This window comes from Fusicatenibacter sp. (assembly GCF_050872605.1).
Classification (GTDB): domain Bacteria; phylum Bacillota; class Clostridia; order Lachnospirales; family Lachnospiraceae; genus Fusicatenibacter.
Window position 1 is genome coordinate 1 of sequence record NZ_JBNMHD010000001.1, and the last position, 25450, is coordinate 25450.

Consider the following 25450-nt stretch of genomic DNA (forward strand, 5'->3'; position numbering starts at 1 on the left):
ATTAGTCACACTTGTGTGTGCCAATCTCATTATAGGATAAATTTATATGAATGGCTCACCTTCCGTGAAGGTGGCTCTATTCAAGCGATAGAGTGGTTCTGAATCACCGTGCAGATGGTTCTGTGCGGTCGGAATATACATAGTTTTTATCTTTTCAGATTTTCCGTATTATCCTTCTTCTTTTCCGGTATACTTCTTCCATTTGACACTCCCCACAGCAAGGGGTTTTACGACGCATTGGATAAGCAGCAAGCTTTCGGATCACGCCATTATCCCTTACAGAATAATGGATTGCATCGATGTAGAGAATAGGATAGACCTCGTCCAGTGGCCGGTTCTGCCAGTCTTCAATCCGTGGCAGAATCTTATCCGTCACATCAGAAATTTAAACGCAAAGCAAAAAAATTCCCCCGCACCAGCTACTTCCGGTACAGGGGATTTGTCATACTTTATTTTGTTTTCTTCTTTAAAAATCCAATCGATGTCTTACAGATCAGTTTATCGAAAATCATAAACATTGCCGGCAGAATCAGGATAACAACGACCATACTGATGATCGCGCCCCGCGCAAGCAGGGTACAGATGGAACCGATCATCTCAACCTGAGAGTAGCAGGCTACACCGAAGGTTGCGGCAAAGAAACTCAGGCCACTGCTGATGATGGACGGCATACTGGTCTTATGCGCAATACTGATAGCTTCTTTTTTGTCTTTTCCATTCTGGCGCTCTTTCTGATAACGGGTTGTCATCAGGATCGCGTAGTCCACGGTTGCACCGAGCTGAATCGCTCCGATTACGATGCTGGCCACGAATGGAAGGCTGGTTCCCTGATAATACGGGATTGCCATATTCAGCATAATTGCAAACTCGATGACTGCTACCAGAATAATCGGCAGAGAAATCGATTTGAAGATCAGCAAAATGATGATAAAGATTGCACCAATGGAAAGCACGTTTACGTTGACAAGGTCAGCATCGGTAACATCCTGCAGGTCTTTCATCAGCGGTGCTTCACCGATGACCATTCCATTTTTATCGTAGGATTTTACGATTTTGTCAATCGCTTTGACCTGTTCGTTTACTTCATCTGTTGCGGACTCATATTCAGAGCTCACAAATGCAAGCTCATACTCATCGCTCTGCAGCATGCTTCGGAGATTTTCCGGGATCATGGATTCCGGAATCGTCGGTCCAAGCAGGGAACTCATGCTGATGGTCGATTTGACACCTTTTACGTTGCCGATCTCCTCCATCATTTTCTTTTTCTGTTTGGAATCCATATCGCGATCCATCATCACAATATGCATGTTGCTTACGTCAAACTGCGCTTTTACCTCATCATTTGCCACGTTGCAGTCCAGGGTAGCCGGAAGAGAACGCGCAATGTTGTAGTAAATCTGGGTATGATTGTTTCCGTAGATCGACGGGAACAGCAGGATCAGGAAGATCACAACCCACGCCTTATAATGTTTGGTGATAAAAGCGGATGGTTTATCCAGACTCTTTACCAGCGGTCTATGTCTCGTTTTCTCAATTGCCTTGTCAAATACCAGAACCATGGCCGGCAGGACGGTGACACAGCAGACAACGCCGATCAAAACACCTTTTGCCATAACGATACCAAGGTCGCGGCCAAGGGCAAAGGTCATAACACACAGTGCCAGGAAACCGGCTACGGTGGTAACGGAGCTTCCGGCTACGGATTTGAACGTGTTGGCGATTGCATGGCCCATCGCACGCTCTTTGTCATCCGGGAAACGCTTTTTATTCTCCTCGAAGCTGTTCAGCAGGAAGATGGAATAGTCCATCGTAACACCAAGCTGCAGTACAGCAGTCAGCGCTTTTGTGATATAGGATGTTTCACCAAGAAAGACGTTGCTTCCAAGGTTGTAAAGGATTGCCAGTCCGATACTTAACAGGAACAGAATCGGAACAACAAAGGAAGTCGAAGTCAGCTCGATAACAACAAGACTTAAAACTGCCGCAATAACAACGTAAACCGGAAGCTCCTTTAATGCTACGTTTTTGATATCGGTAACAACACCGGTCATACCGCCGATAAAGCACTGCTCGTTCGCAATTTTACGAAGATCCTCGATTGCCTCCATGGAGTCATCGGAAGAAGTCGTATTGTCGAACAGAACGAGCATCATGGTTGCATCCCCATTGTAGAATGCTTTCCGGAGTTTTTCCGGGATCATCTCAACCGGCACGCTGATGTCTGCCACATCGTCATACCATAAAACTTCTTTTACGTGGTTTACCTGCTCAAATTTTTCTTCGAGTTTCTGTACGTCCTTCATTTCCATGTTTTCCACAACAACCATGGAGAACGCACCCATGCCGTATTCATCTACCAGAATGTCCTGTCCTTTTACAGTTTCCAGATGTTCCGGCAGATAGCTGAGCAGATCATAGTTTACTTTCGTTGCTGCCATTCCGATGACTGACGGAATAATCAGCAGAAATCCAATGATCAGCATCAGAATCCTGTGCCTGGCAATCCATTTGCCAAATTTAACCATTTTCATTCATCTCCTCTGATTCATTTTTAACTTGTTTTTCTAGTACCACATCTTACAACTTAAATGACTATTAGTCAATATTCGAAATGGCAAAAAATGAATTTTGGTCATTTTTTGTTTACTTTTACAAAAAATAACGGAAATCGGAAATGGGAATCGTTGATTTTTCTGCGCATCAAAAAAGAGTGCCTGGCTCCTTCGTCCTGACACTCTTTTTTATGCATTTTTTTATTTCACTTCAACCAGCTCAATCTCAAAATTCAGCTCTTTTCCAGCCATCTCATGGTTGGCATCAAACGTGATATTGGTCTCGTCTTTTGCGGTAACTTTTACCGGAAACGGCTGGCCGTACTGGTTCTGCAGATAAACCTGCTGTCCGACCTCTACTTCCTCTGCTCCCGGAAGCTGTGCGATCGCAACGGTGAAAATTGCGTTCGGATCCGGCATTCCGTAAGCCTCCTCCGGCATCAGATGGATGTTGACTTTTTCGCCGACTTCCATCTCTGCAACGGCTGCATCAAAGCCGCGGATCATCTGGCCCACACCGCAGATAAACTCGAGCGGTTCGCCGCGGTCGTAGGAAGAATCAAACTGGGTTCCATCGTTGAAGGTTCCTCTGTAGTGGGTACGGCAGGTTTTTCCGACATTCTTACCTTCCATAACCGGTGTCGGTGCACCGCATCCGCCGCCGCAGGTTCCGCAGGAACCGCCGCAGGAGCTCTCCTCTTCCTCATGACTTCCGCAATGGTCGCCGCAGGAGTGGCCTTCCTCGTGATCGTGGTGATCGCAGGTTGCACCTGCAGATGTGAGCGTTCCGTTTAAGTAAGCTTCCACCGCTGCATCCACATCTCCTTCCGCTCCGGAGCAGAGCTCTACGCCAGCCTCAGCAAGAGCAGCCTGTGCACCGCCGCCGATGCCGCCGCAGATCAGAACATTCACGCCCTGCTCGGAAAGAAGGCCTGCCAGTGCGCCGTGGCCGGTTCCGTTGGATCCGATCACTTCGCTGGAAACCACCTGATTGTCTTCTACTTCGTAAACCTTAAAATTCTCTGTTTTTCCAAAATGCTGGAAAATATTCCCGTTATCGTATGTAACTGCAATTTTCATCTAACTAAATCCTCCGTAGTTTTTTTCTTACGCCTCTTTTCCCTGCATAAAGGCTTCAATCTGGTCCGGATCGCGCATCAGATTCTCGGAAAGAACCTCGCACCCGTCCTCTGTAATCAGGATATCGTCCTCAATCCGGATTCCGATTTCCCACTCGTCAATATAAAGACCCGGCTCATCGGTGATGATGGCGCCTGGACGCAGTTTGTCGTTCCATGCTGCGGTCACATCGTGTACATCGATGCCGAGGTGATGGGAAACGCCGTGCATGTAATAGGTTCCGACATCCTCTTTCTTCTCGATCAGTCCAAGTTTCACACAGCCCTCGCCGAGAACATCTTTTGCGATATCGTCGAGCTCTTTTAATGTCATGCCCGGTTTTGCTGCTTTTGCAACGGCGCGGTTTGCTGCCAGAACAACGTCGTAAACCTGTCTCTGACGGTCCGTATATTTTCCGTTGACCGGATACGTTCTGGTGATATCTGCGCAGTAGCCCTGGAATTTTGCTCCAAGGTCCATCAGAAGCAGGGTCTCATCCTTGCACACGTCACGGTTGGTGTCGTAGTGCAGCATCGTTCCGTTTGCACCGCTTCCTGCGATCGTCGGGAATGCGGTTCCGTCTGCTCCCTCGTGGAAAATCTTGTACTCGAAATCAGCCTGTGCCTGATACTCGGTGCAGCCCGGTTTCAGATTCTTCATCACAAATTTCAGCGCATCATCCGTGATCTTGATTGCCTGGCGGACGAGAGCGATCTCATCCTCATCTTTCTGCATCCGCAGTGCTGCGATGACAGGAGCAATGTTCCTGATCGGTCTGCCCGGGAATTTCTTTGCGAACTCCTCTGCCTTTACCATGTTGTAATCCGGCAGATCCTCGACCTGATAGCGGTAGCAGTCGAAATACAGGGTTCCGATGTCCTCGCGTGCCATCAGACGGTTTACCATGCCCTCAAAGGAATCCAGGAAACGAACGTCCTCGATTCCGGTGATCTCCTGTGCCTCGGATACGGTTACTTTTCTTCCAAACCATCTCTCCTGATTCGGATCCGCTTCCTCGATAAACAGAATGGATTTCTCCTCTTTTGCGGTCTTTTTCATCATCAGGATCATGTGATCTCTGCGAAGGCCGGTCAGATAGAAAAAGTTGCGGTTTGCTTCAAATGGCAGATATTCATCTGCGCTGACATGCAGCTCGATTCCGGAAAACAAAAGCAGTGCGGAATCCTGGTCCATTTTATCAAAAACCTGTTTTCTTCTTTCTGTAAAGTTCATCTGTCTTTCCTCACTTTCTTTTAGAGCCTGCCAAGATCTGTTTTCGGCTCCTCTACTAAGATAACACGTTCGTGCTTTTTTTCCTACCTTTTTCCTGCTTTTCTGTGAAAATTCTTATTTTATTCCGCACCTTCCAGTCCTTTGACAACTTCCAGCGCTTTTTCGAGCTGCACATCGCTCGTCGCGTCATCCGGCAGCTCCACCTCGACATCCGGCGTGATACCGACCTTGTGGATGTCGTTGCCGAGCGGCGTGTAGTAATGTGCAATCGTCAGTTTCACCACACTGCCGTCGGAGAGCTGGAACGTATTCTGGACAATGCCTTTTCCAAACGTCGTCGTGCCGACAATCGTTCCGATGCCGTAATCTTTGACTGCTCCTGTGAAGATTTCTGCCGCACTTGCTGTATTTTCGTTGACCAGCACGACGAGCGGAATCGAGATCGGGGTATCGCCGTCGCAGGTATACTCTTCCCGTTTTCCGTTTTTATCCTCGGTATACACGATGAGTCCCTCCGGCAGGATCTGGCGCAGGGTGTCGCAGACTGCCGTGACAAGGCCGCCCGGATTGCCGCGCAGGTCGATGATCAGGCGCTCCATGCCCTGATCCTGCAGTGACTGGTACGCCTTCTGGAACTGCTCGGAGGTAAGCCCTGTAAACTCGCTGATGGCCAGATAGCCGATCTTGTCGTCCAGCATTTTACCGTCTGCCACGATTGCCGCAAGCTTCTCTTTCGCCACTTCCTTCTCCAGCAGTTCCGCCTCGCCCTCCCGTTCAATTGTGAGCATCACGGTATCATTCTCACTGTTTTTCAAAAGACCGACGGCTTCGTTGAGGCTGAGCCCCTCTAGTGTCTGCCCGTCAATCTTTACAATACGGTCATCCGCCTGAATGCCGGCCTTCGCCGCCGGGGTATCGTCCTGCACGCCGGTGACCTGCAGCTTATCGCCGTCCATCGTCACCGTAACACCGATGCCCTGATAGTAACCCTCCTGCGCTGTCTTGATCGCTTCGTATTCCTCTTTCGTGTAATACGTAGAATACTTGTCGCCGAGGCCGCTGATCAGCCCTTTATACATCGCATCCGACAGCTCTGTGTCATCCACATCGCCCGCGTAAAGCTGGCTGATCATCGCTTTGATCGCCGCCGTCTTCCGCCACGACCAGAAGCCGCCGGGGTGGTCCGCACTGCTTCCCGGCCAGAGAAACGTTGTTCCGACAAGCACGATCATTACAATCGCCAGCATGGAAATCATGCCCGCAAAGTAGCTCTTCCGCATCTCATTTTTTCGGTTTTTCTTTCTGTTTCTGCGCTTTTTCGGTTTTTCCTGCTCTGCCGCTTTTACGCCCTCTTTTTCTTCCTTCATCAGTTCTTCCAAAATATGCCTCCCAATCGAAAGATCCCGGAATCTTTTGACGGATTCCGGGACTTATTTTTTACTTCATTAATATTGTCTAATCCTATCAGACTTTCAAGTGTTTTCGAATCGTAAAGATACTGCCGACAAGTCCGATTCCCATACCGAGAATGAGTCCGACCGGAAGCAGAATCCGGAAGACGGCCGATACCGGCATGAATGCCATAAAGTTCGACAGTACGCTGAACTCCGTCATAACGTAGCTGATGACTCTGTTGTATACCACGTACAGCAGTCCCAGCGGAATCGCTGCTCCGACAAGTCCGATCAGGATACCCTCGATCAGGAACGGAGCCCTTACAAACAGGTTCGTCGCACCGATCAGCTTCATGATACCGATCTCCTCTTTCCGAACCGAAATACCAATCGTGACGGTATTGCTGATCAGGAAAACAGATACCGCAAGAAGAATCAGGATGATCGCGATGGAAACGTAGCCGATGACACGGTTCATCGTCGTCAGCGTTGTTGTTGCGCCCTCGGCCTGTTTAACCTCACGGACACCGTCCAGCGAGCGGATATACTCAGCCAGCGCATTCTGCGTCTCTACCTGATATACGTAAACCTCGTAGTGCGCGGAAGTTGCGAGCGGATTGTCGTTTGGCTTAAAGCCGTCCTTGTATTCCTCTTTTCCTTCGAAATACTGTTTTGCAAAGTTTTCCCACGTCTCATCCGCGGAAACATACTTACATTCCTTGACCACATCGGTCTTGGCCCTGATCTCCGTTCCGATCTCATCGATCGTCGCCTGATCCGCATCTTCGTTGAAGAAGACGGTCATGGATACGTCTGTCTCGGCATTTTTTACGATATAGTTAAAGTTGATGACAACCGCAAAGAAGATACCGAATAGAAAGATACAGGCTCCCATGGTTGCGATGGATGCCAGCGAGAACATCTTGTTTCTCCAGATGTTTTTGACACCCTGTTTGATGCTGTAGCCCAGTGTACTAAACCTCATGGTACTCGCCCTCCTTCTCATCGCTGACTACCACGCCTTTGCGCATGGTAATAACGCGTTTTTTCATGGAGTTGACGATCTCACGGTTGTGGGTTACCACAAGAACGGTCGTTCCTCTGTTGTTGATTTCCTCCAGGAGCTTCATAATCTCCATGGAGTTTCCCGGGTCCAGGTTTCCGGTCGGCTCGTCCGCCAGAAGGATGTCAGGCCGGTTGACAATGGCTCTTGCCACGGCAACTCGCTGCTGCTCTCCTCCGGAAAGCTCCTTCGGGAAGGATTTGTACTTCTCTGCCAGTCCGACCAGCGTCAGGACCTCCGGCACGCGCTTTTTGATGACGCGGTTCGGTTTCTCGATGACACGCTGTGCGAATGCTACGTTTTCATAGACATTCCGGTCTTTTAAAAGGCGGAAATCCTGGAATACGACGCCGACACCGCGGCGGTATTTCGGCACTCTCCAGCGTTTCATTTTATTTAAGATCTGTCCGTTTACCTTAATGGTACCGGATGTGGGCTCGAGTTCTTTCAAAAGGAGCTTGATCAGCGTCGATTTTCCAGAACCGCTGTTTCCCACGATAAAGACGAATTCCCCCTTCTCGATGTGTAAGGATACGTTGTTGACGGCCGGCTGGCCTTTCGCGTAACTCTTACTTACACTATCCAATGTTATCATGCAATTCCTCCTTCAAGGGTTCTCGCTTAATAATCGAGCGTTTCCATGTATTTCATGTACTGCACAACCATAAGCGCAATCTTGAATGTGATCGCATCTTCAAAAACTCTAAGATCGAGTCCCGTGCTCTTCTGCAGCTTATCCAGCCGATAGACAAGGGTATTTCGGTGTATATAAAGCTGTCTCGAGGTTTCCGAGACATTCAGAGAATTTTCAAAGAATTTATTGATCGTTGTCAGTGTCTCTTCATCAAAGTCATCCGGCGATTTGTTGCCAAAAATCTCTTTGATGAACATTTTGCACAGTGGGATCGGAAGCTGGTAAATCAGACGGCCGATACCCAGTGAGCTGTATGCATAGATATCATTCTCAACGGAGAAGATTTTTCCGACGTCCATCGCCATTCTGGCTTCTTTGTAGGAACGCGATACTTCTTTGATCTCCTTGACAATGGTACCGTAAGCAACGTGGGTTTTCCCCTCCTCATCTCTTCCTGCCGCTTCCAGAATGGTGGCTGCCACTTTGTTCATCTGGGCATAATCCTCACCTGGAGCAAGTTCCTTGACGATGATAATGTTTTTCTCATCGACGGCAGTTATAAAGTCACCGGATTTGGTACCGAGCAGACTCTTGACGCTTTCCAGCGCCCCGCTGTTTTTATCCGGATTTGTCTCAAGAATAAATACAAGGCGGCGTGCTTCCACTTCAATATGTAACTTCTTCGCCCTGTTGTAGATGTCGACCAGCAGCAGGTTGTCGAGCAGCAGGTTCTTGATAAAGTTGTCTTTATCGAAGCGCTCCTTGTAGGCGGTAAGGAGGCCCTGAATCTGGAAGGTAACCATTTTCCCGATCAGGTGAATGTCATCGTTTCCGCCTTTTACAACCAGAATGTACTCCAGCTGGTGTTCATCGTATACTTTAAAAAACTGATAATTTTTCATGGTCTGGGAATCTGCCTGAGACTGCGCAAACGTTACAATATCATTCTGGCTGATCTCAACCTCCGGAAACGTCGTTACCAGAACCTTTCCTTCTACATCAGTCACGCAGAGTTCGACACGCGAAATATTTTTGATTCCCTCAATGGTACTCTGTAAAATCTGATTTGAAATCATATTTTCTTCCCTCTTTCATCCTATAGTTTGTCTCCGGCTGCACCCGCTTTCATTGCCAGGCATATCCACACCCCTATGGTTCTGCGCCTGATGCAAAGTACCTCACAGATATACTTATTTTAATACAAAATAGACAAAAAAGGAAGAGAAAACACAACATTTATACCACAAAATACGTAAAAAGGTCAGGAGAAATCCGTCTGGAAGCCCTCTCCCAAGACCTCTCTTGCATCCGACACAACGACAAACGCGTCCGGATCGATCATTCCCACGATCTGTTTGAGCTGCGGGATCTGTTTTTTTCCTACCACACAGAATACCATCATGCGCTCCTCGCCCGTGTACATTCCCTTGATGTGGATGCCGGACGCGCCGCGGTCGAGTTCTTTCATGAGCTCATCGGCTACCTGGTCCGGATGCGCGGTAATGATAAACGCGGATTTCGCATAATTCATACCTTCCATCAGGGCATCCGTCACTTTCGTCGTCACGTAGATTGCCACGATCGCATAGAGCGAAGCGTGGATACCGAAGACAAAAATACCGGCGATGACGATGATTCCATCAAGCACCTGCATAACCTGTGCAACGGAATAGTGGCGCAGCTTTCTCTGGATCAGAGCCGCCATCATATCCGTTCCGCCCGTCGTACCGTTTCCGATGAAGACGAGACCGATGCCTGCTCCCATCAGAACGCCGCCGAACAGTGCGGAAAGCATCCTGTCATCCGGCACCAGCTGCAGCACCGGGAGAACGGCAATCCAGAACGTATTCATCAGGGTTCCGAAGATGGTTTTCACCAGAAAATCGCGGCTCATGCGGATTCCGCACAGAAAGAGCGGAATGTTCAGCACAAGGTTCGTCACCCAGAGCGGAACTCCTTTTCCGAACAGCATCTGGCTCAGTTGTTTGATGACGATTGCAAGACCGGAAAATCCTCCGGTAACAAGCCCCGCCGGGTCGTAAATCGAGCTGGTCGCAACCGCCATGACCGCGGTTCCCAGCGTAATCAGCAGATAATCTCTCCACTGCTGTTTGTTCCGTATCCAGTTCATGAACTTCAACCGTCCTTTTCGCTGTTATATTTTGTTACCATCCGCTTGAACGTATTCTTCTTTAGCAGAGTTCCCCACCAGCTTGTTTTTATACCGGCCTCATTCTGCAGCGTCGAATGCTCGCCAAGGCTCAGCCAGATTTTTGCGCTGATTTTGCTGCTGTTTTCCAGAACGAAACGATCCTGCCGCGTTCCTGCAAGGCCGCTCACAATCACGTCCGTCGTCTGGCTGTTGATCTCGTTGACCAGGCTGTCAAACGCGGATTCCTCCAGCGTCTCAACGACAGCGCCGCCTCCGATCTCAATGCCGGGATACGTCTCCGTCAGATATTTCTGCAGCGTCTGCAGTTCTTCCTCCGTGTCGCCCAGTACGAAAATCCGGCTCTTCTTCTGAATCAGTCCCCAGAAAAAGCGTGCGATGAACTCGTTCGTCTCCACTTCCTCGTAGGACGGCGTCTCCGGGTCGATTCCTGCTGCCTCCAGCACCTCGGTTTCCCCGATAACTGTCAGATCCAGATCTTCGATATACTGTTTCCACGTCGGTTCCTTGCTCGCCTGCATCAGCATCTGCATCGTAACAATCCCGATGGTGTTCAGCTTATCGTTTGAGAGGTATTCCTCTGCAATCTCCATCGCCGCATCGACGCGGTAATGTTTCAGCTTCACACCTAAAATTTCCAGTTCTGCATTCATAGTTCTGTATGCTTCTGTTTTTCTCCGAAATTCCAGAAGCGTTTCCTCCATGTTTTCCTGCCGCTTTTCCGGCAGTGCTGTCCGCCTTTTCTTTCTGACAACAGCTAATCTCCATTATACTAAAAAAAGAGGCCGTTGTCAAAAACAGCCTCTTTTTCTGCCCTGTTTTCACAGAATTTTTACAATTTATCGGACCTTCTGCGGGTTAAACCTCAAACATCAGATCGCCGTAGGACGGCATCGGCCACATCTCTTTGTCTACGATCATTTCCAGTTTGTCAACCGGTGCACGGAGTGCCTCCATAGCCGGAGTAACTTTCTCGTAGTAGTATTTTGCTTTTGCTTCACCGTCTTCCATCTCGCATCCTGCATTCTCGATTGCGATCAGCTCGTCAAGTGCTTTCTGGGTTTCCTCAAGCAGTGCACTTGTCTCGTTCAGCAGATTCTTCTGTACACCAACTGCTGTAACACCTGCTGCGGTGATGGTGTTGATGGATCCAGCCAGGGAAGTCGCATATTTGATGACTGCCGGGATGATCTGTTTGCTTGCCATGTCGATCATGGTCTTTGCTTCGATGTTGATGGTCTTTGCATAGTTCTCGAATTTAACTTCTGCACGGGATACCAGCTCTGCCTCGGTGAATACTTTGAAATCGCCGAACAGTTTGATTGCGGTATCAGTGGTCAGTGCCGGGATTGCGTACACCATGGATTTGATGTTCGGAAGTCCTCTTCTCTCTGCCTCAGCTAACCACTCATCTGCATATCCGTCGCCATTGAAGATGATTCTCTGATGCTCACTTAAGTTCTTCTTGATCAGATCATGGACAGCGTCCTCGAAGTTTTCAGCGCCTTCCAGTACATCGCATGCATCGCGGAATGCTTCTGCAACGATGGTGTTCAGTACGATGTTCGGAGCTGCAACGGAGTCACGGGAACCAACCATACGGAACTCGAATTTGTTTCCGGTGAAGGCGAACGGTGAGGTTCTGTTACGGTCGGTAGCGTCTTTCTTGAGATCCGGAAGTGTCTTAACACCAGTCTCCAGAACGCCCTCTTTTTTACTCTTGGTTGCATTTCCGGTGCTGATCAGCTGCTCAACAACGTCCTCCAGCTGCTCGCCAAGGAATACGGAAATGATGGCCGGCGGTGCCTCGTTGGCTCCCAGTCTGTGATCGTTTCCTGGATCGGCTGCGGACTCACGGAGCAGATCTGCGTGAACATCAACAGCTTTCAGGATGCAGCTTAACACAAGCAGGAGCTGAATGTTCTCGTGCGGTGTTTTGCCCGGCTCAAGAAGGTTGATGCCGTCATCTGTGGTGATGGACCAGTTGTTATGTTTACCGGAACCGTTGACACCTGCGAACGGTTTCTCATGCAGCAGGCATTTCAGTCCGTGCTGGCATGCAACTCTCTTTAAGGTCTGCATTACGAGCTGGTTGTTGTCGACTGCTACGTTTGCCTCGGAATAGATGGAAGCCAGCTCATGCTGTGCCGGTGCAACCTCATTGTGCTGTGTCTTTGCGGTAACGCCCATCTTCCACAGCTCAATGTTGACCTCCTTCATAAAGGAAGCAATTCTCTGACGGATGGTTCCGAAATAGTGATCGTCCATCTCCTGTCCTTTTGGAGGCATTGCGCCGAACAGGGTACGGCCGGTGTAGATCAGGTCTTTTCTCTGCAGGAATTTCTCTGCATCTACCAGGAAGTATTCCTGCTCCGGTCCTACGGAAGGAGTTACTTTCTTGGAAGTGGTGTTTCCGAACAGTTTTAACAGACGCAGGGACTGTACATTCAGAGCTTCCATGGAACGAAGAAGCGGTGTTTTCTGGTCAAGCGCCTCTCCTGTGTAGGAGCAGAATGCAGTCGGAATGCAGAGGGTTGCGCCTGCTGCGTCCTGACGAACGAAAGCCGGTGAGGTGCAGTCCCATGCTGTATATCCTCTTGCCTCAAAGGTAGCACGCAGTCCACCGGACGGGAAAGAAGATGCATCCGGCTCGCCTTTGATCAGCTCTTTACCGGAGAAGCTCATCAGTACTTTGCCGTTCGGCATCGGTGCTGTGATAAAAGAATCGTGCTTTTCTGCAGTTGTACCAGTCAGCGGCTGGAACCAGTGTGTATAGTGTGTTGCTCCTTTTTCAATTGCCCATTCTTTCATCTCATGTGCAATCGTATCTGCAGTAGCAAGATCCAGCTCACCGCCTTCTTCGATGATCTTTTTCAGCTTCTTGTAAACATTTTTTGGAAGACGTTCCTGCATTACAGTGTCATTGAATACATTTTCGCCAAAGATTTTGGCCGGATTTACATATTCTCCCATTTTCTTTCTTCCTTTCCATTTGTGAATTTTGCGATGCGACCTTCCCGCCGGACTCTAAAAAGGTCCTGATACAAGAAAAAGGGGTTCTCAAAAAGCAGCTAAGGAAAGCTAAGTTTTTGTAGAACGCCCTTGTTTTACATTCGCATATGGATTTGATTTCCAACTGATACTAAAATAACTCAAAAACTTAAAAAACGCAAGTGCTTTTTTGAACTCAGTCCCTTTTTCGTATTATTTTACAAAACTTTCCTAATTCAGGCGAAAAAATTAGCGGATTCGATGAAAGCTTTCGCGGCAGTCGTCAAGGTCTCGTGCAAGCACGGACTTCGACTCGTTGCTCGCGAAAAAAAATACTGTGCGGACCCTGAGGAGGAAGTCCCCAGGAATCCTGCACAGCATTTTCGTGCTTAAACTCAGGCTTTGTTTGCAGAACCGAACAGTTCGATTTTTTCTCTTACAGTAGCTTTGATAGCTTCTGCGCCAGGAGCAAGGAGTTTACGAGGATCGAATCCTTTACCCTGCTGATCTTTTCCCTCTTCGATGTATTTACGTGTAGCTGCTGCGAATGCAAGCTGGCACTCTGTATTTACATTGATTTTGGAAACGCCAAGGTCAATGGCTTTCTTGATCATGTCATCCGGGATACCTGTACCACCGTGAAGAACGAGCGGCATGGTTCCTGTCAGCTCCTGTACAGCTGCCAGAGTCTCAAAGCTCAGTCCCTGCCAGTTAGCCGGGTATACACCGTGGATATTGCCGATACCTGCTGCAAGCATATCTACACCGAGGTCTGCAATCATCTTGCACTCGTTCGGATCAGCGCATTCGCCCATACCTATAACACCATCTTCTTCTCCACCGATAGAACCAACTTCTGCTTCCAGAGACATTCCTTTCTCTTTGCAAACAGCTACCAGTTCTTTTGTTTTTGCAACGTTCTCTTCGATCGGATAATGAGATCCGTCAAACATGATGGATGAGAAACCTGCTTCGATGCATTTGTAGCATCCTTCGTAGGTTCCGTGGTCCAGATGCAGAGCAACCGGAACAGTGATGTTCAGTTCTTCGATCATAGCCTTTACCATAGCAGCTACAGTTTTAAAACCTGTCATGTATTTTCCTGCACCCTCAGATACGCCAAGGATAACCGGAGAATTCATCTCCTGTGCGGTAAGAAGGATGGATTTTGTCCACTCCAGGTTGTTGATGTTAAACTGACCAACTGCATAGTGGCCAGCTTTTGCTTTGTCCAACATTTCTTTTGCTGATACTAACATAGCTCAAATGACCTCCTGTGTCTGTAATTGTGCCGTGTACCGTTTTCAGGCTTACGGCATACTTGTTACTTTCATAACTGGTTTTATTATACAACATCTTTCTGCAAATGCCAAATGGTTTTCGTAGCGAAATCCATTTTTTTGCACTTTTTTGTGAAAAACTTATCAAAAAGCCGTGCCTACTTATTGTTCAGAACCAGTTCCATGGCATGTTTGCGCGCTTCGATGCAGACATAGCCGTGATCTCCGCCGTATTCGCCGTCCAGAGTCCAGGAAATCTCCTGGTTGGACTCGATGATGATGCGGTCGGTCTTGAACGAATCGATGAGGTCTGTGTGATCCTCCTGCATCAGCAGGGACGCAATGATCTCATTCAGTTCCAGCGGGTTTTTCGGGCGTTTGATCAGGGTTACCTCGAAGAGTCCGTCATCCAGGCGTACATCCTGTCCCGGCAGGTTTTTGAAGCCGCCGACGGACTTGGCATTCGTCACCATACCGTAGATATACTCTCCCTCAAAGGTTTCCCCGTTTGCCTCGACTTTAATCCAGTACGTCGGCACATTCCAGATCCGTTTGGATCCCTCCAGCAGGTATGCCAGATGGCCGAGAATGTTTTTCATGTGCTGGTCTGTCTCATAGGAAACATCCGTGAAAAGGCCGAATGCAGCGATGTAGACAAAGCTGTCGTTGTTGAACGCTCCCACATCACAGGAATACAGGTTTCCCTCGATGATATCCTTTGCCGCCTGTACCATATCTTTCGAAATAGAAAGACTGTTTGCAAAGTCATTGGTGCTTCCGGCCGGAATATAACCGATCGGAACGCGCTGATCCACTTCCATCAGGCCGCTGACAACTTCATCCAGTGTTCCGTCGCCCCCGCTGCAGACAACGAGATCCACCTGCGGCGCAAGCTCCTTTGTCTTTTCGAAACCATCTCCGACTGCCTGCGTCGGGTGGACAATCACTTCATATCCGCCTTTTACAAAAACATCGATAATTTCAAACAGTTTACTTTTAATCTGTGCTTTTCCGGAAAACGGATTAAAAATAAACAACATTTTTTTCTTGCTCTCCATGCAAATGCTCTCCTTTGTATCCCATTTTAGCTGTTCTGTATTCTGTATTGTACCTTATTCGCAAAGCAGATGCAACCCCGTACATTGCCACAATTTCGCAATTGTGGCATATAAAATATGATATACAACAAAACAGGAGCCACCTACTAAGAGGCAGCCCCTGCGGATTTCAAAACTATTTACAGATTAAACCAGCTCGATTACAACTTCCATAGCTGCATCACCTTTACGCGGTCCGATCTTGATGATACGGGTATATCCGCCGTTACGGTCTGCATATTTCGGAGCGATCTCATCGAACATTTTCTGTGGCATATCGATGGACTTGGTGTTTTTCTTGCGTCCTGCTGCTTCGGTCGGAACCTCTGTTACAGGATAGAAGAAGCTTGCCATCTGACGTCTAGCGTGAAGTCTGGACGGAAGATCTTTTTTGATCTCTTTCTGAACTTCATCGTATACGGTAACTTTTTTGCCGTCTTTTACTTCTTTCACACGTTTGCCATCAGCATCTTTGCGAGCTACTTTAGCAGTAACGGTAACGGTCTCAAAGTTATCTTTCTCTTTTACAGCCAGTGCGATCATGCTTTCAGCGATCTTACGGATCTCTTTTGCTTTGGTCTCAGTGGTAACGATTTTTCCGTGATACAGAAGGTTGGTTACCTGGTTTCTTAATAATGCTTTTCTCTGGTCAGATGTTCTGCCAAGTTTTCTATATTTTGCCATTTTAAATTTTCCTCCATTTGTGGAACCCACAAGTCATGCTGCCTCGGACTTACTGACAGGGGGTTTTCGTCTACAAATCAAACGGAAAGATAAATCGCTGTGATTTATTCTCCGTCCCCAGGACTCAGTGACAGTCCCAGTTCTTTCAGCTTTGCAAGTACCTCTTCCAGAGACTTGCGGCCCAGGTTACGAACCTTCATCATGTCTTCGGAAGTTTTGTTGCACAGCTCTTCTACGGTATTGATACCGGCACGTTTCAAGCAGTTATAGGAACGCACGGAAAGCTCAAGCTCGTCGATGTTCATCTCCAGAACTTTCTCTTTCTCATTGTCCTCTTTCTCGATCATAACTTCTGCTGTCTTCGCATTCTCAGACAGATCGATGAAGAGTTTCAGATGCTCGCTTAAAACCTTAGCTGCCAGGCTGACTGCCTCGTCCGGATCCAGTGTTCCTCTGGTGTAAACATCCAGTGTCAGTTTATCGTAATCGGTAATCTGACCTACACGGGTGTTCTCCACTTTGAGGTTTACACGCTCAACCGGTGTATAGATAGCATCCACAGCGAGAACGCCGATCGGCATGTCATCGCTCTTGCCTTTGTCAGCACTGATATAACCGCGGCCTTTTGTGATCGTCAGCTCCATGTACAGCTTGCTGTCCGGGCCGCCGTTCAGGGTTGCGATTACCTGATCCGGATTCATGATCTCAATATCCTGATCTACCTGAATATCGGATGCTCTTACAACTCCCTCGCCCTCGAACTCAATATAAGCAACTTTTGCTTCGTTGGTTTCGCTGTTATTGCGGATTGCAAGGCTCTTCAGGTTCATGATGATTTCTGTAACGTCTTCTTTTACTCCAGGGATGGAGCTGAATTCATGAAGAACGCCCTCGATTTTAACCTGGCTTACTGCTGCTCCAGGGAGGGAAGAAAGCATAATTCTGCGAAGAGAATTACCTAATGTGATACCGTAGCCTCTTTCCAGAGGTTCAACCACAAATCTGCCGTACTTCTTGTCATCAGAAATCTCAGTAATTTCAATTTTCGGTTTGTTAAAATCAAACACTCGAAAGCCCCTCCTTTTAAATTGGTTGGCTCATTACTCATGGGAATAAAGCCTTCCGCGTATGGCGATTCTTTATTTAGAATACAGCTCGACGATCTGCACTTCGTCAACCGGAACATCGATCATTTCGCGGGTAGGACGCTCTTTTACAACACCTTTGAGTGCCTCAAGATCAGCCTCGATCCATTCCGGAGTCAGACGGCCGCCTGTAACCTCTACGATGTCTTTATATCTCTGAGAGGATTTTTTACCCTCTTTGATTTCGATGGTATCACCAGCGCTTACAAGGTAAGACGGGATATTTACCTGTTTGCCGTTAACCAGAACGTGTTTGTGGTCAACGATCTGACGTGCTTCTTTTCTGGTTCTAGCCATTCCCATACGGAACAGAACGTTGTCCAGACGGAGCTCAAGAAGGATCATCAGGTTCTCACCAGTCTGTCCTTCCATTCTGTCAGCCTTTTTGTAATAGTTAACAAAAGGTTTCTCCAGAACGCCGTAGATGAATTTTGCTTTCTGTTTTTCTCTTAACTGAAGACCATACTCAGACATTTTTCTGTTTGCTCTTTTCAGCTGTCTTGTGGACTTCTTATCAATTCCAAGATATACAGGATCCATTCCGAGGGATCTGCATCTTTTCAGGACTGGTACTCTATTTACTGCCATGTTCTTAACCTCCTAATCAGACTCTTCTACGTTTTGGTGGGCGGCATCCGTTGTGCGGAACCGGTGTTACGTCGCGGATGCTTGTAACTTCAAGACCGCATGCCTGAAGGGCACGGATTGCAGCTTCACGACCTGATCCTGGTCCTTTTACCATAACGTCAACAGTCTTTAAGCCATGAACCAGCGCTGCTTTGGTAGCAGTTTCTGCAGCCATCTGAGCTGCGTATGGAGTAGATTTTCTTGAACCTCTAAATCCCAGACCGCCGGCACTTGCCCAAGAAAGAGCATTTCCTTCTGCATCAGTCAGTGTTACGATTGTATTATTGAAGGAAGACTGGATATGTGCCTGTCCGTGTTCAACGTTTTTTCTGACACGACGTTTTGTCGTTTTCTTTGTCACTTTTGCCATTTTAAAACTAACCTACACTTTCTTAATCTTATATTGGACTACTGGTTAAATTATTTCTTCTTATTTGCAACAGTTCTCTTAGGACCTTTGCGGGTTCTTGCGTTGGTCTTTGTTTTCTGACCACGAACCGGAAGGCCTTTACGATGACGGATACCTCTGTAGCATCCGATCTCCTGCAGACGTTTGATGTTCATAGCGATTTCTCTACGAAGATCTCCTTCTACAACCTGACTCTCATCGATAACTGCGCTGAGTCTCTTTACTTCATCGTCTGTCAAATCTCTGCAGCGTGTGTCCGGATTTACTCCAGCTTCTTTTAAGATACGATCTGCACTTGTTCTACCGATTCCGTAGATATAGGTCAGACCAATCTCAACACGTTTGTCTCTTGGTAAGTCTACACCAGCTATACGAGCCATGTACTTTGTCCTCCATTTTTCTAAAACATTAATATTTTCCTAATTGGGATACAGGTATGCGTGTATCCAGCCGTGTTCGCACGACCTTTCTCCTTCTGCCACCTGACAGATCGGAGTATTAAGCAATATTATAAGGGATGTCTGCGCTCCGCGCGTCCACCCGCCGGAGGTATCCTGGCTGCAACTTGCCAGGTGTCTCACTTTATAATATTAACAGCAGAACAACGCATTCACGCGCGTCCTCGCTGCAGCCGCACTTAAAATCTGCACAATTACGATCAAGCCTAATGACGGATTAGCCCTGGCGCTGTTTGTGCTTTGGATTCTCACAAATGATTCTGATGCTACCTTTTCTTTTGATAACTTTGCATTTCTCGCAGATCGGTTTTACAGAAGATCTAACCTTCATGATGAATCCTCCTTTCTTTGCTCCTAGCGCCCCGTGTAGGGGAATTTTCTGTTGTAAACTTTTGGAATGCGTTTTCTTTTTATGGGTTAGAAAAAAGTCCACGCGCAAAAGTTCGTTTTATAGTATAGCATTTTGTTCCCGGAAATGCAAGAAATTTTTTACATATTTTTTCATTTTTTTTTGCTCTTTTTCTGTGCATTTTTCATCTTTCCCACTGGTAAGAAAAAAACAGGCGGGACAGATTTCTCTTCTCTGTCCCGCCTGTTTTTTACAGGTAACATCTTTTTTTGCATCATGATCCTGAGTTCAGCGGTTTGTATTTGCTTGCGCATACGGATTCTGATTTTACTACATTTCCGCTTGCATCTTTATAATCACGATACGTTACATTACTCATCTCATCGATCTGCTCTACCCTTGGCTCAATGGTATAGTCGTTTTCTTTTGTTCCGAGAATTTTTACGGTCAGTGTATCACTGCTGTCCATATTCATCACAATTTTCACCGGATACTTATGATTATTTTCAAATTTGAAATCCGGTGAATCCCAGAATACGGTTGCATCCATTCCTGACGGCACATAATGTACCGGCATCGAATGGTTGGCTCTTTCCAACACATCAAGGTCTGTATACAAAATAGCGGAAAACAGTGTGGAAGACACCTGGCATTCGCCTCCTCCAAGTACCTGGACGACTTTGCCATCCTGATAGCCTGCTGCCTCCTGGTATCCTTTTTCCGCCGTTGTATCACCTACGACACCATTAAAAGAGAAGGTTTCTCCCGGCAGAACGATCTGTCCGTTGCAGATAGATGCCGTAAGTCCGACGTTGTGAATTCTTCCGCTCGTTCCACCTGCTGCGCTGGAGCTGTAACTTCCAAGCGTGTCTTTAAACAGATTTGCGTTCATCTTCTCGGTTGTAATCTCCGGCTCGGTAAAGGTAAACGGAATCGTGATATCCGTATTTTCTTCTGCACTCTCATACTCGGCTTTCGCACTGTCCGCATCCATTGAGGCTCCGTTTTTCGATGCCACAACGGAATATCCGTTGTCCGGATCCAGCATCGCATTGACCGGCTCGGTATAAATCTGGCTTGCAATTCCGGCAAAATCCGGCTCCGTCAGCTGATTTTCTGCCGTCGGGCAGGAAATTACATCCTGGAAATTCATTGCTGTCACATTCGTCTGGATCTGCTGTTTTAAAGCATCCACATCCGGTCTGGTTCCGGAAATGCCTTTATGCACGATCAGGCCGGTATCTGTTACTTCATATGTAGTATCCTGCATGGAGTTGTAATCCTGAATGCCGGATGCCTGTACAATTCCTTCCACCTCATCTGGATGGGCCACAGTCGGCTGCACATCATAGGAAAGTTTCTCTGCCTTTCCCCGTTTCATCTCGACCCACTCCAGACCGCGAACCAGAAGATTTCCATGGCCTTTTTCATATGCTTTTTCAATTTCTGCGGAAGCATCCATCCCCAGCATTGGAAATACGTTCATCGTATACTGCTGACCATCCAGCTCAACGGTAACAGCTGTATCTTTATAATCTTCTTCAAACTTCTGTTCCACTGTCTGTGCAGCTTCTTTTTTGCTCATTCCCTGAATGTTTACTCCGTTAATAGAAGCATCTGCCCAGATTTTGTCATCCTCGATGATCAGACAGAAGATTCCATATGCAGCGGCAAGTAAAACAATCACTGCAACTACGCTCAATTCTGCAACAAGGCCTTTTTTCTTTTTCTTTACCATTTTTGTCATTGCACATTTTCCTTTCCTGTTATCTGTAAGGAGCAGCGATGCCATTGCTGCAGATCCGAATTATTTTTCAGACTGCAGCCTGCTGTTTCATAAAATGTTTCCTTGATTTCTGCCGGTGCATAGATTTTACCACACCGCCCAGGAGACCCTTCCCGGTAAAATTTCCCCGTAAAGTTTCTCTATTGCATTGTATCACATTATTTTGAGAATTCAACCAAATATTTCAACTTCACACAGAATTCACGAACATATATTCTTCTGTCGCTTTCGAGCCCTCACCTGTCATTTTCACGGTTTTCCGGCCGCTCTTTTCTCCTGTCTTTTCACTTTTTCTTTTTTCTTCTGACGGTTTAAAAATTTTGTTTCAAAAGTGCACAAATTCTCCTGGTTTTTACAAAAAGTTTTCATAAAATTTTATACTTTTTTCATTGCTTTTTCTATTAAAATATTGCATAATACATCTGGAAGGTTTCAAAAGGGACTGAAAAGAAATTCAGATGCCCGCCGCCGCGGATGCTGCAGGGTTTGCAGACTGGTGCTTGCTTTGTGGCTGTCAGAAATCTGAAGGCCGGTGATCGAAATCTTTGTTCTGTAGAACGGTTACTGTTATTGGGGATGAATACAGAGAAACACATACAGAGAAAAAGCCATCCGGCATGCCGGATGGCTTTTTTTATCGTATTTCTTATTTATCTCTCCAGATAATACGTCCCTTGTCCAGATCGTATGGGGACAGCTCGATGGTTACTTTGTCTCCCGGGAGAATACGGATAAAGTTCATACGCAGCTTTCCACTGATATGAGCTAATACTACGTGTTTGTTCTCCAGTTCTACTTTAAACATTGCGTTTGGTAATTTCTCGAGGACAGTTCCCTCTACTTCAATTACATCTGCCTTAGACATTGATTAATCCTCCTTCAACTCTTTGCAACTTTTTTCTTTTAATGCCTTACGGATATCTTCATCACGAACCGCATCCGTCATTTCGTAATCCGGCTGTACGTGAATCAGCTTCTTCTTTTTCGGCCGGTTGGCGGTACGGATTTTTCCGTCCACCAGGAATACGTATGGCTCCTGTACATCCGAAATCACATACAGCTTTCCTTTATCGTGGCCGGCCAGGCTTCTGGCAAACATTCCTTTCACAATCGGTTTCATAAATCCTCCTCCGTATGCGAAAGTGTCAGAATTTCCGGTTCTCCCTCCGTAATCAGAATCGTGTTCTCATAATGTGCGGCAAGAGAGCCGTCTTCTGTCACAACGGTCCAGTCATCATCCAGCCATCTGACTGCATAGCCTCTGGCTGTGATCATCGGCTCGATGGCGAGCGTCATGCCAGGCTGCAGACGGACGCCGCGGCTTGGCTGTGCGAAGTTCGGCACTGCCGGATCTTCGTGCAGGTGCGTTCCGATGCCGTGGCCTACCAGGTCGCGGACAACGCCGTAGCCGAAGCTCTCTGCGTATGCACCAATCGCCGCCGAAATCTCATGAAGATGATGGCCTGCTTTTGCGTATTTGATTCCTTCAAAAAAGGCCTGGCGTGTTACTTCCACCAGTTTTCTTGCCTCCGGCGAGATCTCACCGACCGCGTGTGTGCGGGCTGCATCGGAATGGTATCCTTCATAGATAAGTCCCGCATCCAGGCTGACAATGTCGCCCTCTTTCAGAATCCGTTTTTTACTTGGGATTCCGTGAACCACTTCTTCGTTCACAGAAACGCAGATCGAAGCCGGATACCCATTATAGTTTAAAAAGTTGGGAGTGCATCCGAAGCTGCGGATCATCTCTTCTCCGAGCTTGTTGATTTCCCAGGTTGACATTCCCGGATGGATGGCGCGGCCTAATTCATCGTGTACCTTCTCCAGCAGTTCACCGGCACGGCGCATTTTTTCAATTTCCCGGGCAGTTTTAATTGATATGGACATCCTTTACGCTCCTAAAATCTTTACTATATCCTGAAATACCACGTTGATATCCTGGGTTCCGTCAACTTCCACCAGAACATTGGCTTTCTTATAGTAGTCAATCAGAGGCTGTGTCTGAGCATGGTATACAGACAGTCTCTTCTGTACGGTCTCAGGTTTATCGTCATCACGAAGAACCAGCTCGCCGCCGCAGGTATCGCATACATCTTCTACCTTTGGTGCGTTAAATTCTACATGATACGTTGCTCCGCATCCGATGCAGGCACGGCGTCCGCCCATACGGTGAACGATATTTTCATCCGGTACTTCTACATTGATTGCGTAGTCAATTTTCTCTCCGCGTGCTTCCAGGGCTTTGGTCAGTGCCTCGGCCTGCGGAATCGTTCTTGGGAAGCCATCCAGCACGTAGCCCTTTGCTGCGTCCGGTTTGGAAATACGGTCTACAACAAGATCGCAGGTCAGCTCGTCCGGAACGAGTTCTCCCTTGTCCATGAATGCTTTCGCTTTCTTTCCAAGCTCGGTTCCCTCTTTGATATTTGCGCGGAAGATATCGCCGGTTGAAATATGCGGAATCTCATATTTTGCAGCGATCTGTTTTGCCTGTGTACCTTTTCCGGCACCAGGTGCCCCCAACATAATAATTTTCATGCGCTTTTCCTCCCATGTTTGAATTTGCAGCAATCCGCTGCGTGTAATTTACCCTATTATACCATAAAGTAAACCACAATAGCAAAAATTTTCTCTGTTAAAGCCTCTTTAAAAGCGCTTTAAACAAAAGAAAGGGCCTGTCTTATCCAGACAGTCCCTCTTATGCCTTAATCGTTTAAGAATCCTTTGTAATTGCGTACCAGCATCATGGATTCAATCTGTTTTAAGGTTTCCAGAATTACGCTGGCAATAATGATCAGAGAAGTACCTCCAAAGGATACATTTGCTTTGAAAAATCCATTAAAGAAAAATGGAATCACTGCAACAATGGTAAGACCTGCTGCACCGATAAAAATAATATAGCTGAGCAGATTGTTCAGATAATCTACCGTGGATTTACCCGGGCGGATGCCTGGGATAAAGCCGCCCTGTTTTTTCATGTTATCTGCAACTTCCATCGGGTTGAAGGTGATGGAGGTATAGAAATAAGCGAAGAAAATAACAAGGACAATGTAGAGAATCAGGCCCAGCGAAGCAACTGGATTGGTTTTATCAAACCAGTTGTTGGAATTCAGCATCTTGATAAGCGTTCCGCCGATGCCTTTGATATCCGACTTTCCGACAAACGACAGGATAATCGATGGGAAAGACATGATGGATGATGCAAAGATGATCGGGATAACGCCCGCTGTATTTACCTTCAGCGGAATATTGGATGACTGTCCGCCAACCATTTTTCTTCCGGCCATTTTCTTGGAATACTGTACCGGAATTCTTCTCTCAGCGCCATTCAGGATCAGTACCAGCACAACAACAGCGATGATCACAACAGCGATGATAATCCACATCAGCAGACCACGCGCGATGGTTTTGCCTTTTACGAAGGTTTCGTAAAGGGTTACCATATCCTGCGGGATTCTGGAAAGGATGTTGATTAACAGGACCATAGAAATACCATTTCCAACGCCCTTGTCGTTGATCTGTTCTCCCACCCACATAAGGAAGGCAGAACCGGCTGTCAGAGCTGCCACTACAACAATCACATTAACTGCGTTAAAAGTGGTGAGGAGTCCCTGGCGTCCAAAGCCTACTGCCATGGCAACAGACTCAAACAATGCAAGACCTACTGTCACATAACGAGTAATCGCAGTCATTTTCTTTCTTCCCTCTTCGCCGTCACGCTGCATTTCCTCAAGTCGTGGAATTGCAATGGTGAGCAGCTGAATAATGATGGAAGAAGTAATGTACGGTGTAATACTCAGAGCAAAGATGGAGAAACGGTCGAAACCGCCGCCCGTGAATGCATTCAGGAAGCTGAATGCCTCATTCGTATTATTTGCAAAATAATTCGCAAAAAAGCTTGTATTGACACCCGGTACAGGCATCTGAGAGCCTAACCGGATGACAACAAGCATCATAAGCACATAAAATATTTTGCGACGAACATCTTTGACCTTAAATGCATTGATAAAGGTCTTAAACATTAGATCACCTCGACTGTTCCACCTGCCGCTTCAATTTTTGCCTTTGCGCTCTCACTGAAAGCATTTGCTTTTACAGTGAGTTTTTTGGTGACTTCACCGTTTCCAAGGATTTTTACGCCATCTCTCGGATTGGAAACAAGACCAGTCTCAATCATAGTTTCTACGGTTACAACAGCTCCGTCCTCATAACGATTCAGAGCATCTACATTGATTCCAACGATTTCCTTGGAGTTTCTGTTTTTGAAACCTCTCTTCGGAAGACGTCTGTATAAAGGCATCTGACCACCTTCAAATCCCGGTCTCGGTGCTCCGGAACGTGCTTTCTGTCCTTTGTGGCCTTTACCTGCTGTTTTACCATTTCCTGAACCATGTCCACGGCCTCTGCGGAAGTTATCGTTCTGTCTGGAACCTTCAGCCGGCTGTAAATTAGATAAGTCCAT

At 47.2% G+C, this 25450-nt stretch carries 25 protein-coding genes and 1 pseudogene; all 26 read right to left on the bottom strand.

Annotated elements, in window-relative coordinates; genetic code table 11:
- Positions 1–241 precede the first annotated feature (241 nt).
- Positions 242–385 (bottom strand): annotated as a pseudogene (locus ACY2VT_RS00005) (transposase); the annotation flags it as partial.
- Positions 386–449: 64 nt separating this feature from the next.
- Complete coding sequence (locus ACY2VT_RS00010) at positions 450–2525, bottom strand: efflux RND transporter permease subunit (RefSeq protein ID WP_461878443.1); 2076 nt, start codon at positions 2523–2525, stop codon at positions 450–452.
- 228 nt (positions 2526–2753) lie between these two features.
- Entirely contained in the window at positions 2754–3632 is an 879-nt protein-coding gene (locus ACY2VT_RS00015; protein WP_461878444.1) for a NifB/NifX family molybdenum-iron cluster-binding protein, read from the bottom strand.
- A 27-nt stretch (positions 3633–3659) separates the two neighbouring features.
- On the bottom strand, positions 3660–4904 hold the full coding sequence (locus tag ACY2VT_RS00020; protein WP_461878445.1) for an aminopeptidase P N-terminal domain-containing protein: 1245 nt from the start codon (positions 4902–4904) through the stop codon (positions 3660–3662).
- A gap of 119 nt (positions 4905–5023) precedes the next feature.
- On the bottom strand, positions 5024–6283 hold the full coding sequence (locus ACY2VT_RS00025; RefSeq protein ID WP_461878446.1) for a S41 family peptidase: 1260 nt from the start codon (positions 6281–6283) through the stop codon (positions 5024–5026).
- An 85-nt stretch (positions 6284–6368) separates the two neighbouring features.
- Complete coding sequence (ftsX, locus tag ACY2VT_RS00030) at positions 6369–7283, bottom strand: permease-like cell division protein FtsX (RefSeq protein WP_461878447.1); 915 nt, start codon at positions 7281–7283, stop codon at positions 6369–6371.
- Positions 7273–7956: a cell division ATP-binding protein FtsE gene (ftsE, locus tag ACY2VT_RS00035; protein WP_022461638.1), complete on the bottom strand. Its 684-nt coding sequence runs from the start codon at positions 7954–7956 to the stop codon at positions 7273–7275. The genes ftsX and ftsE overlap by 11 nt, the downstream gene beginning before the upstream one ends.
- Before the next feature lie 26 nt (positions 7957–7982).
- The gene (locus ACY2VT_RS00040; protein WP_461874738.1) at positions 7983–9071 is read right to left on the bottom strand and encodes a PucR family transcriptional regulator; all 1089 of its coding nucleotides are present in this window, start codon (positions 9069–9071) and stop codon (positions 7983–7985) included.
- A 185-nt stretch (positions 9072–9256) separates the two neighbouring features.
- The gene (locus ACY2VT_RS00045; RefSeq protein ID WP_461878448.1) at positions 9257–10126 is read right to left on the bottom strand and encodes a YitT family protein; all 870 of its coding nucleotides are present in this window, start codon (positions 10124–10126) and stop codon (positions 9257–9259) included.
- A 5-nt stretch (positions 10127–10131) separates the two neighbouring features.
- Complete coding sequence (locus ACY2VT_RS00050; protein WP_461878449.1) at positions 10132–10869, bottom strand: WecB/TagA/CpsF family glycosyltransferase; 738 nt, start codon at positions 10867–10869, stop codon at positions 10132–10134.
- A gap of 154 nt (positions 10870–11023) precedes the next feature.
- Complete coding sequence (locus ACY2VT_RS00055; RefSeq protein WP_461878450.1) at positions 11024–13138, bottom strand: glutamine synthetase III family protein; 2115 nt, start codon at positions 13136–13138, stop codon at positions 11024–11026.
- Between the two features lie 413 nt (positions 13139–13551).
- Positions 13552–14415: a class II fructose-1,6-bisphosphate aldolase gene (gene fba, locus ACY2VT_RS00060; protein WP_118750451.1), complete on the bottom strand. Its 864-nt coding sequence runs from the start codon at positions 14413–14415 to the stop codon at positions 13552–13554.
- A gap of 179 nt (positions 14416–14594) precedes the next feature.
- Positions 14595–15494 carry a diacylglycerol/lipid kinase family protein gene (locus tag ACY2VT_RS00065; protein WP_022461578.1) on the bottom strand — a complete coding sequence of 300 codons (900 nt, stop codon included), beginning with the start codon at positions 15492–15494 and terminating at the stop codon, positions 14595–14597.
- A gap of 186 nt (positions 15495–15680) precedes the next feature.
- The gene (locus ACY2VT_RS00070) at positions 15681–16217 is read right to left on the bottom strand and encodes a bL17 family ribosomal protein (RefSeq protein ID WP_022461577.1); all 537 of its coding nucleotides are present in this window, start codon (positions 16215–16217) and stop codon (positions 15681–15683) included.
- A 104-nt stretch (positions 16218–16321) separates the two neighbouring features.
- On the bottom strand, positions 16322–17284 hold the full coding sequence (locus ACY2VT_RS00075) for a DNA-directed RNA polymerase subunit alpha (protein ID WP_022461576.1): 963 nt from the start codon (positions 17282–17284) through the stop codon (positions 16322–16324).
- Between the two features lie 72 nt (positions 17285–17356).
- Entirely contained in the window at positions 17357–17950 is a 594-nt protein-coding gene (gene rpsD, locus ACY2VT_RS00080; protein ID WP_022461575.1) for a 30S ribosomal protein S4, read from the bottom strand.
- Between the two features lie 16 nt (positions 17951–17966).
- Positions 17967–18359: a 30S ribosomal protein S11 gene (rpsK, locus tag ACY2VT_RS00085; RefSeq protein WP_022461574.1), complete on the bottom strand. Its 393-nt coding sequence runs from the start codon at positions 18357–18359 to the stop codon at positions 17967–17969.
- Positions 18360–18409: 50 nt separating this feature from the next.
- Positions 18410–18778, bottom strand: a complete 369-nt coding sequence (rpsM, locus tag ACY2VT_RS00090; protein ID WP_022461573.1) for a 30S ribosomal protein S13 — start codon at positions 18776–18778, stop codon at positions 18410–18412.
- Positions 18779–19073: 295 nt separating this feature from the next.
- Positions 19074–19187: a 50S ribosomal protein L36 gene (gene rpmJ, locus ACY2VT_RS00095; RefSeq protein ID WP_003022746.1), complete on the bottom strand. Its 114-nt coding sequence runs from the start codon at positions 19185–19187 to the stop codon at positions 19074–19076.
- Positions 19188–19479: 292 nt separating this feature from the next.
- Positions 19480–20952 (bottom strand): VanW family protein, encoded by a 1473-nt coding sequence (locus ACY2VT_RS00100; protein WP_461878451.1) that lies wholly within the window; start codon positions 20950–20952, stop codon positions 19480–19482.
- Between the two features lie 685 nt (positions 20953–21637).
- Positions 21638–21856, bottom strand: coding sequence for a translation initiation factor IF-1 (gene infA / locus ACY2VT_RS00105; RefSeq protein ID WP_022461642.1), 219 nt, complete (start codon positions 21854–21856; stop codon positions 21638–21640).
- A 3-nt stretch (positions 21857–21859) separates the two neighbouring features.
- On the bottom strand, positions 21860–22111 hold the full coding sequence (locus ACY2VT_RS00110; protein WP_022461643.1) for a KOW domain-containing RNA-binding protein: 252 nt from the start codon (positions 22109–22111) through the stop codon (positions 21860–21862).
- Positions 22108–22878 (bottom strand): type I methionyl aminopeptidase, encoded by a 771-nt coding sequence (map, locus tag ACY2VT_RS00115; protein ID WP_173859094.1) that lies wholly within the window; start codon positions 22876–22878, stop codon positions 22108–22110. Before map ends, ACY2VT_RS00110 begins: the two co-directional genes overlap by 4 nt.
- 3 nt (positions 22879–22881) lie before the next feature.
- On the bottom strand, positions 22882–23526 hold the full coding sequence (locus ACY2VT_RS00120; protein WP_022461645.1) for an adenylate kinase: 645 nt from the start codon (positions 23524–23526) through the stop codon (positions 22882–22884).
- A 167-nt stretch (positions 23527–23693) separates the two neighbouring features.
- On the bottom strand, positions 23694–25010 hold the full coding sequence (gene secY, locus ACY2VT_RS00125; protein WP_022461646.1) for a preprotein translocase subunit SecY: 1317 nt from the start codon (positions 25008–25010) through the stop codon (positions 23694–23696).
- A complete protein-coding gene (rplO, locus tag ACY2VT_RS00130) occupies positions 25010–25450 on the bottom strand; it encodes a 50S ribosomal protein L15 (RefSeq protein ID WP_022461647.1) in 441 nt (146 codons plus the stop codon). Before rplO ends, secY begins: the two co-directional genes overlap by 1 nt.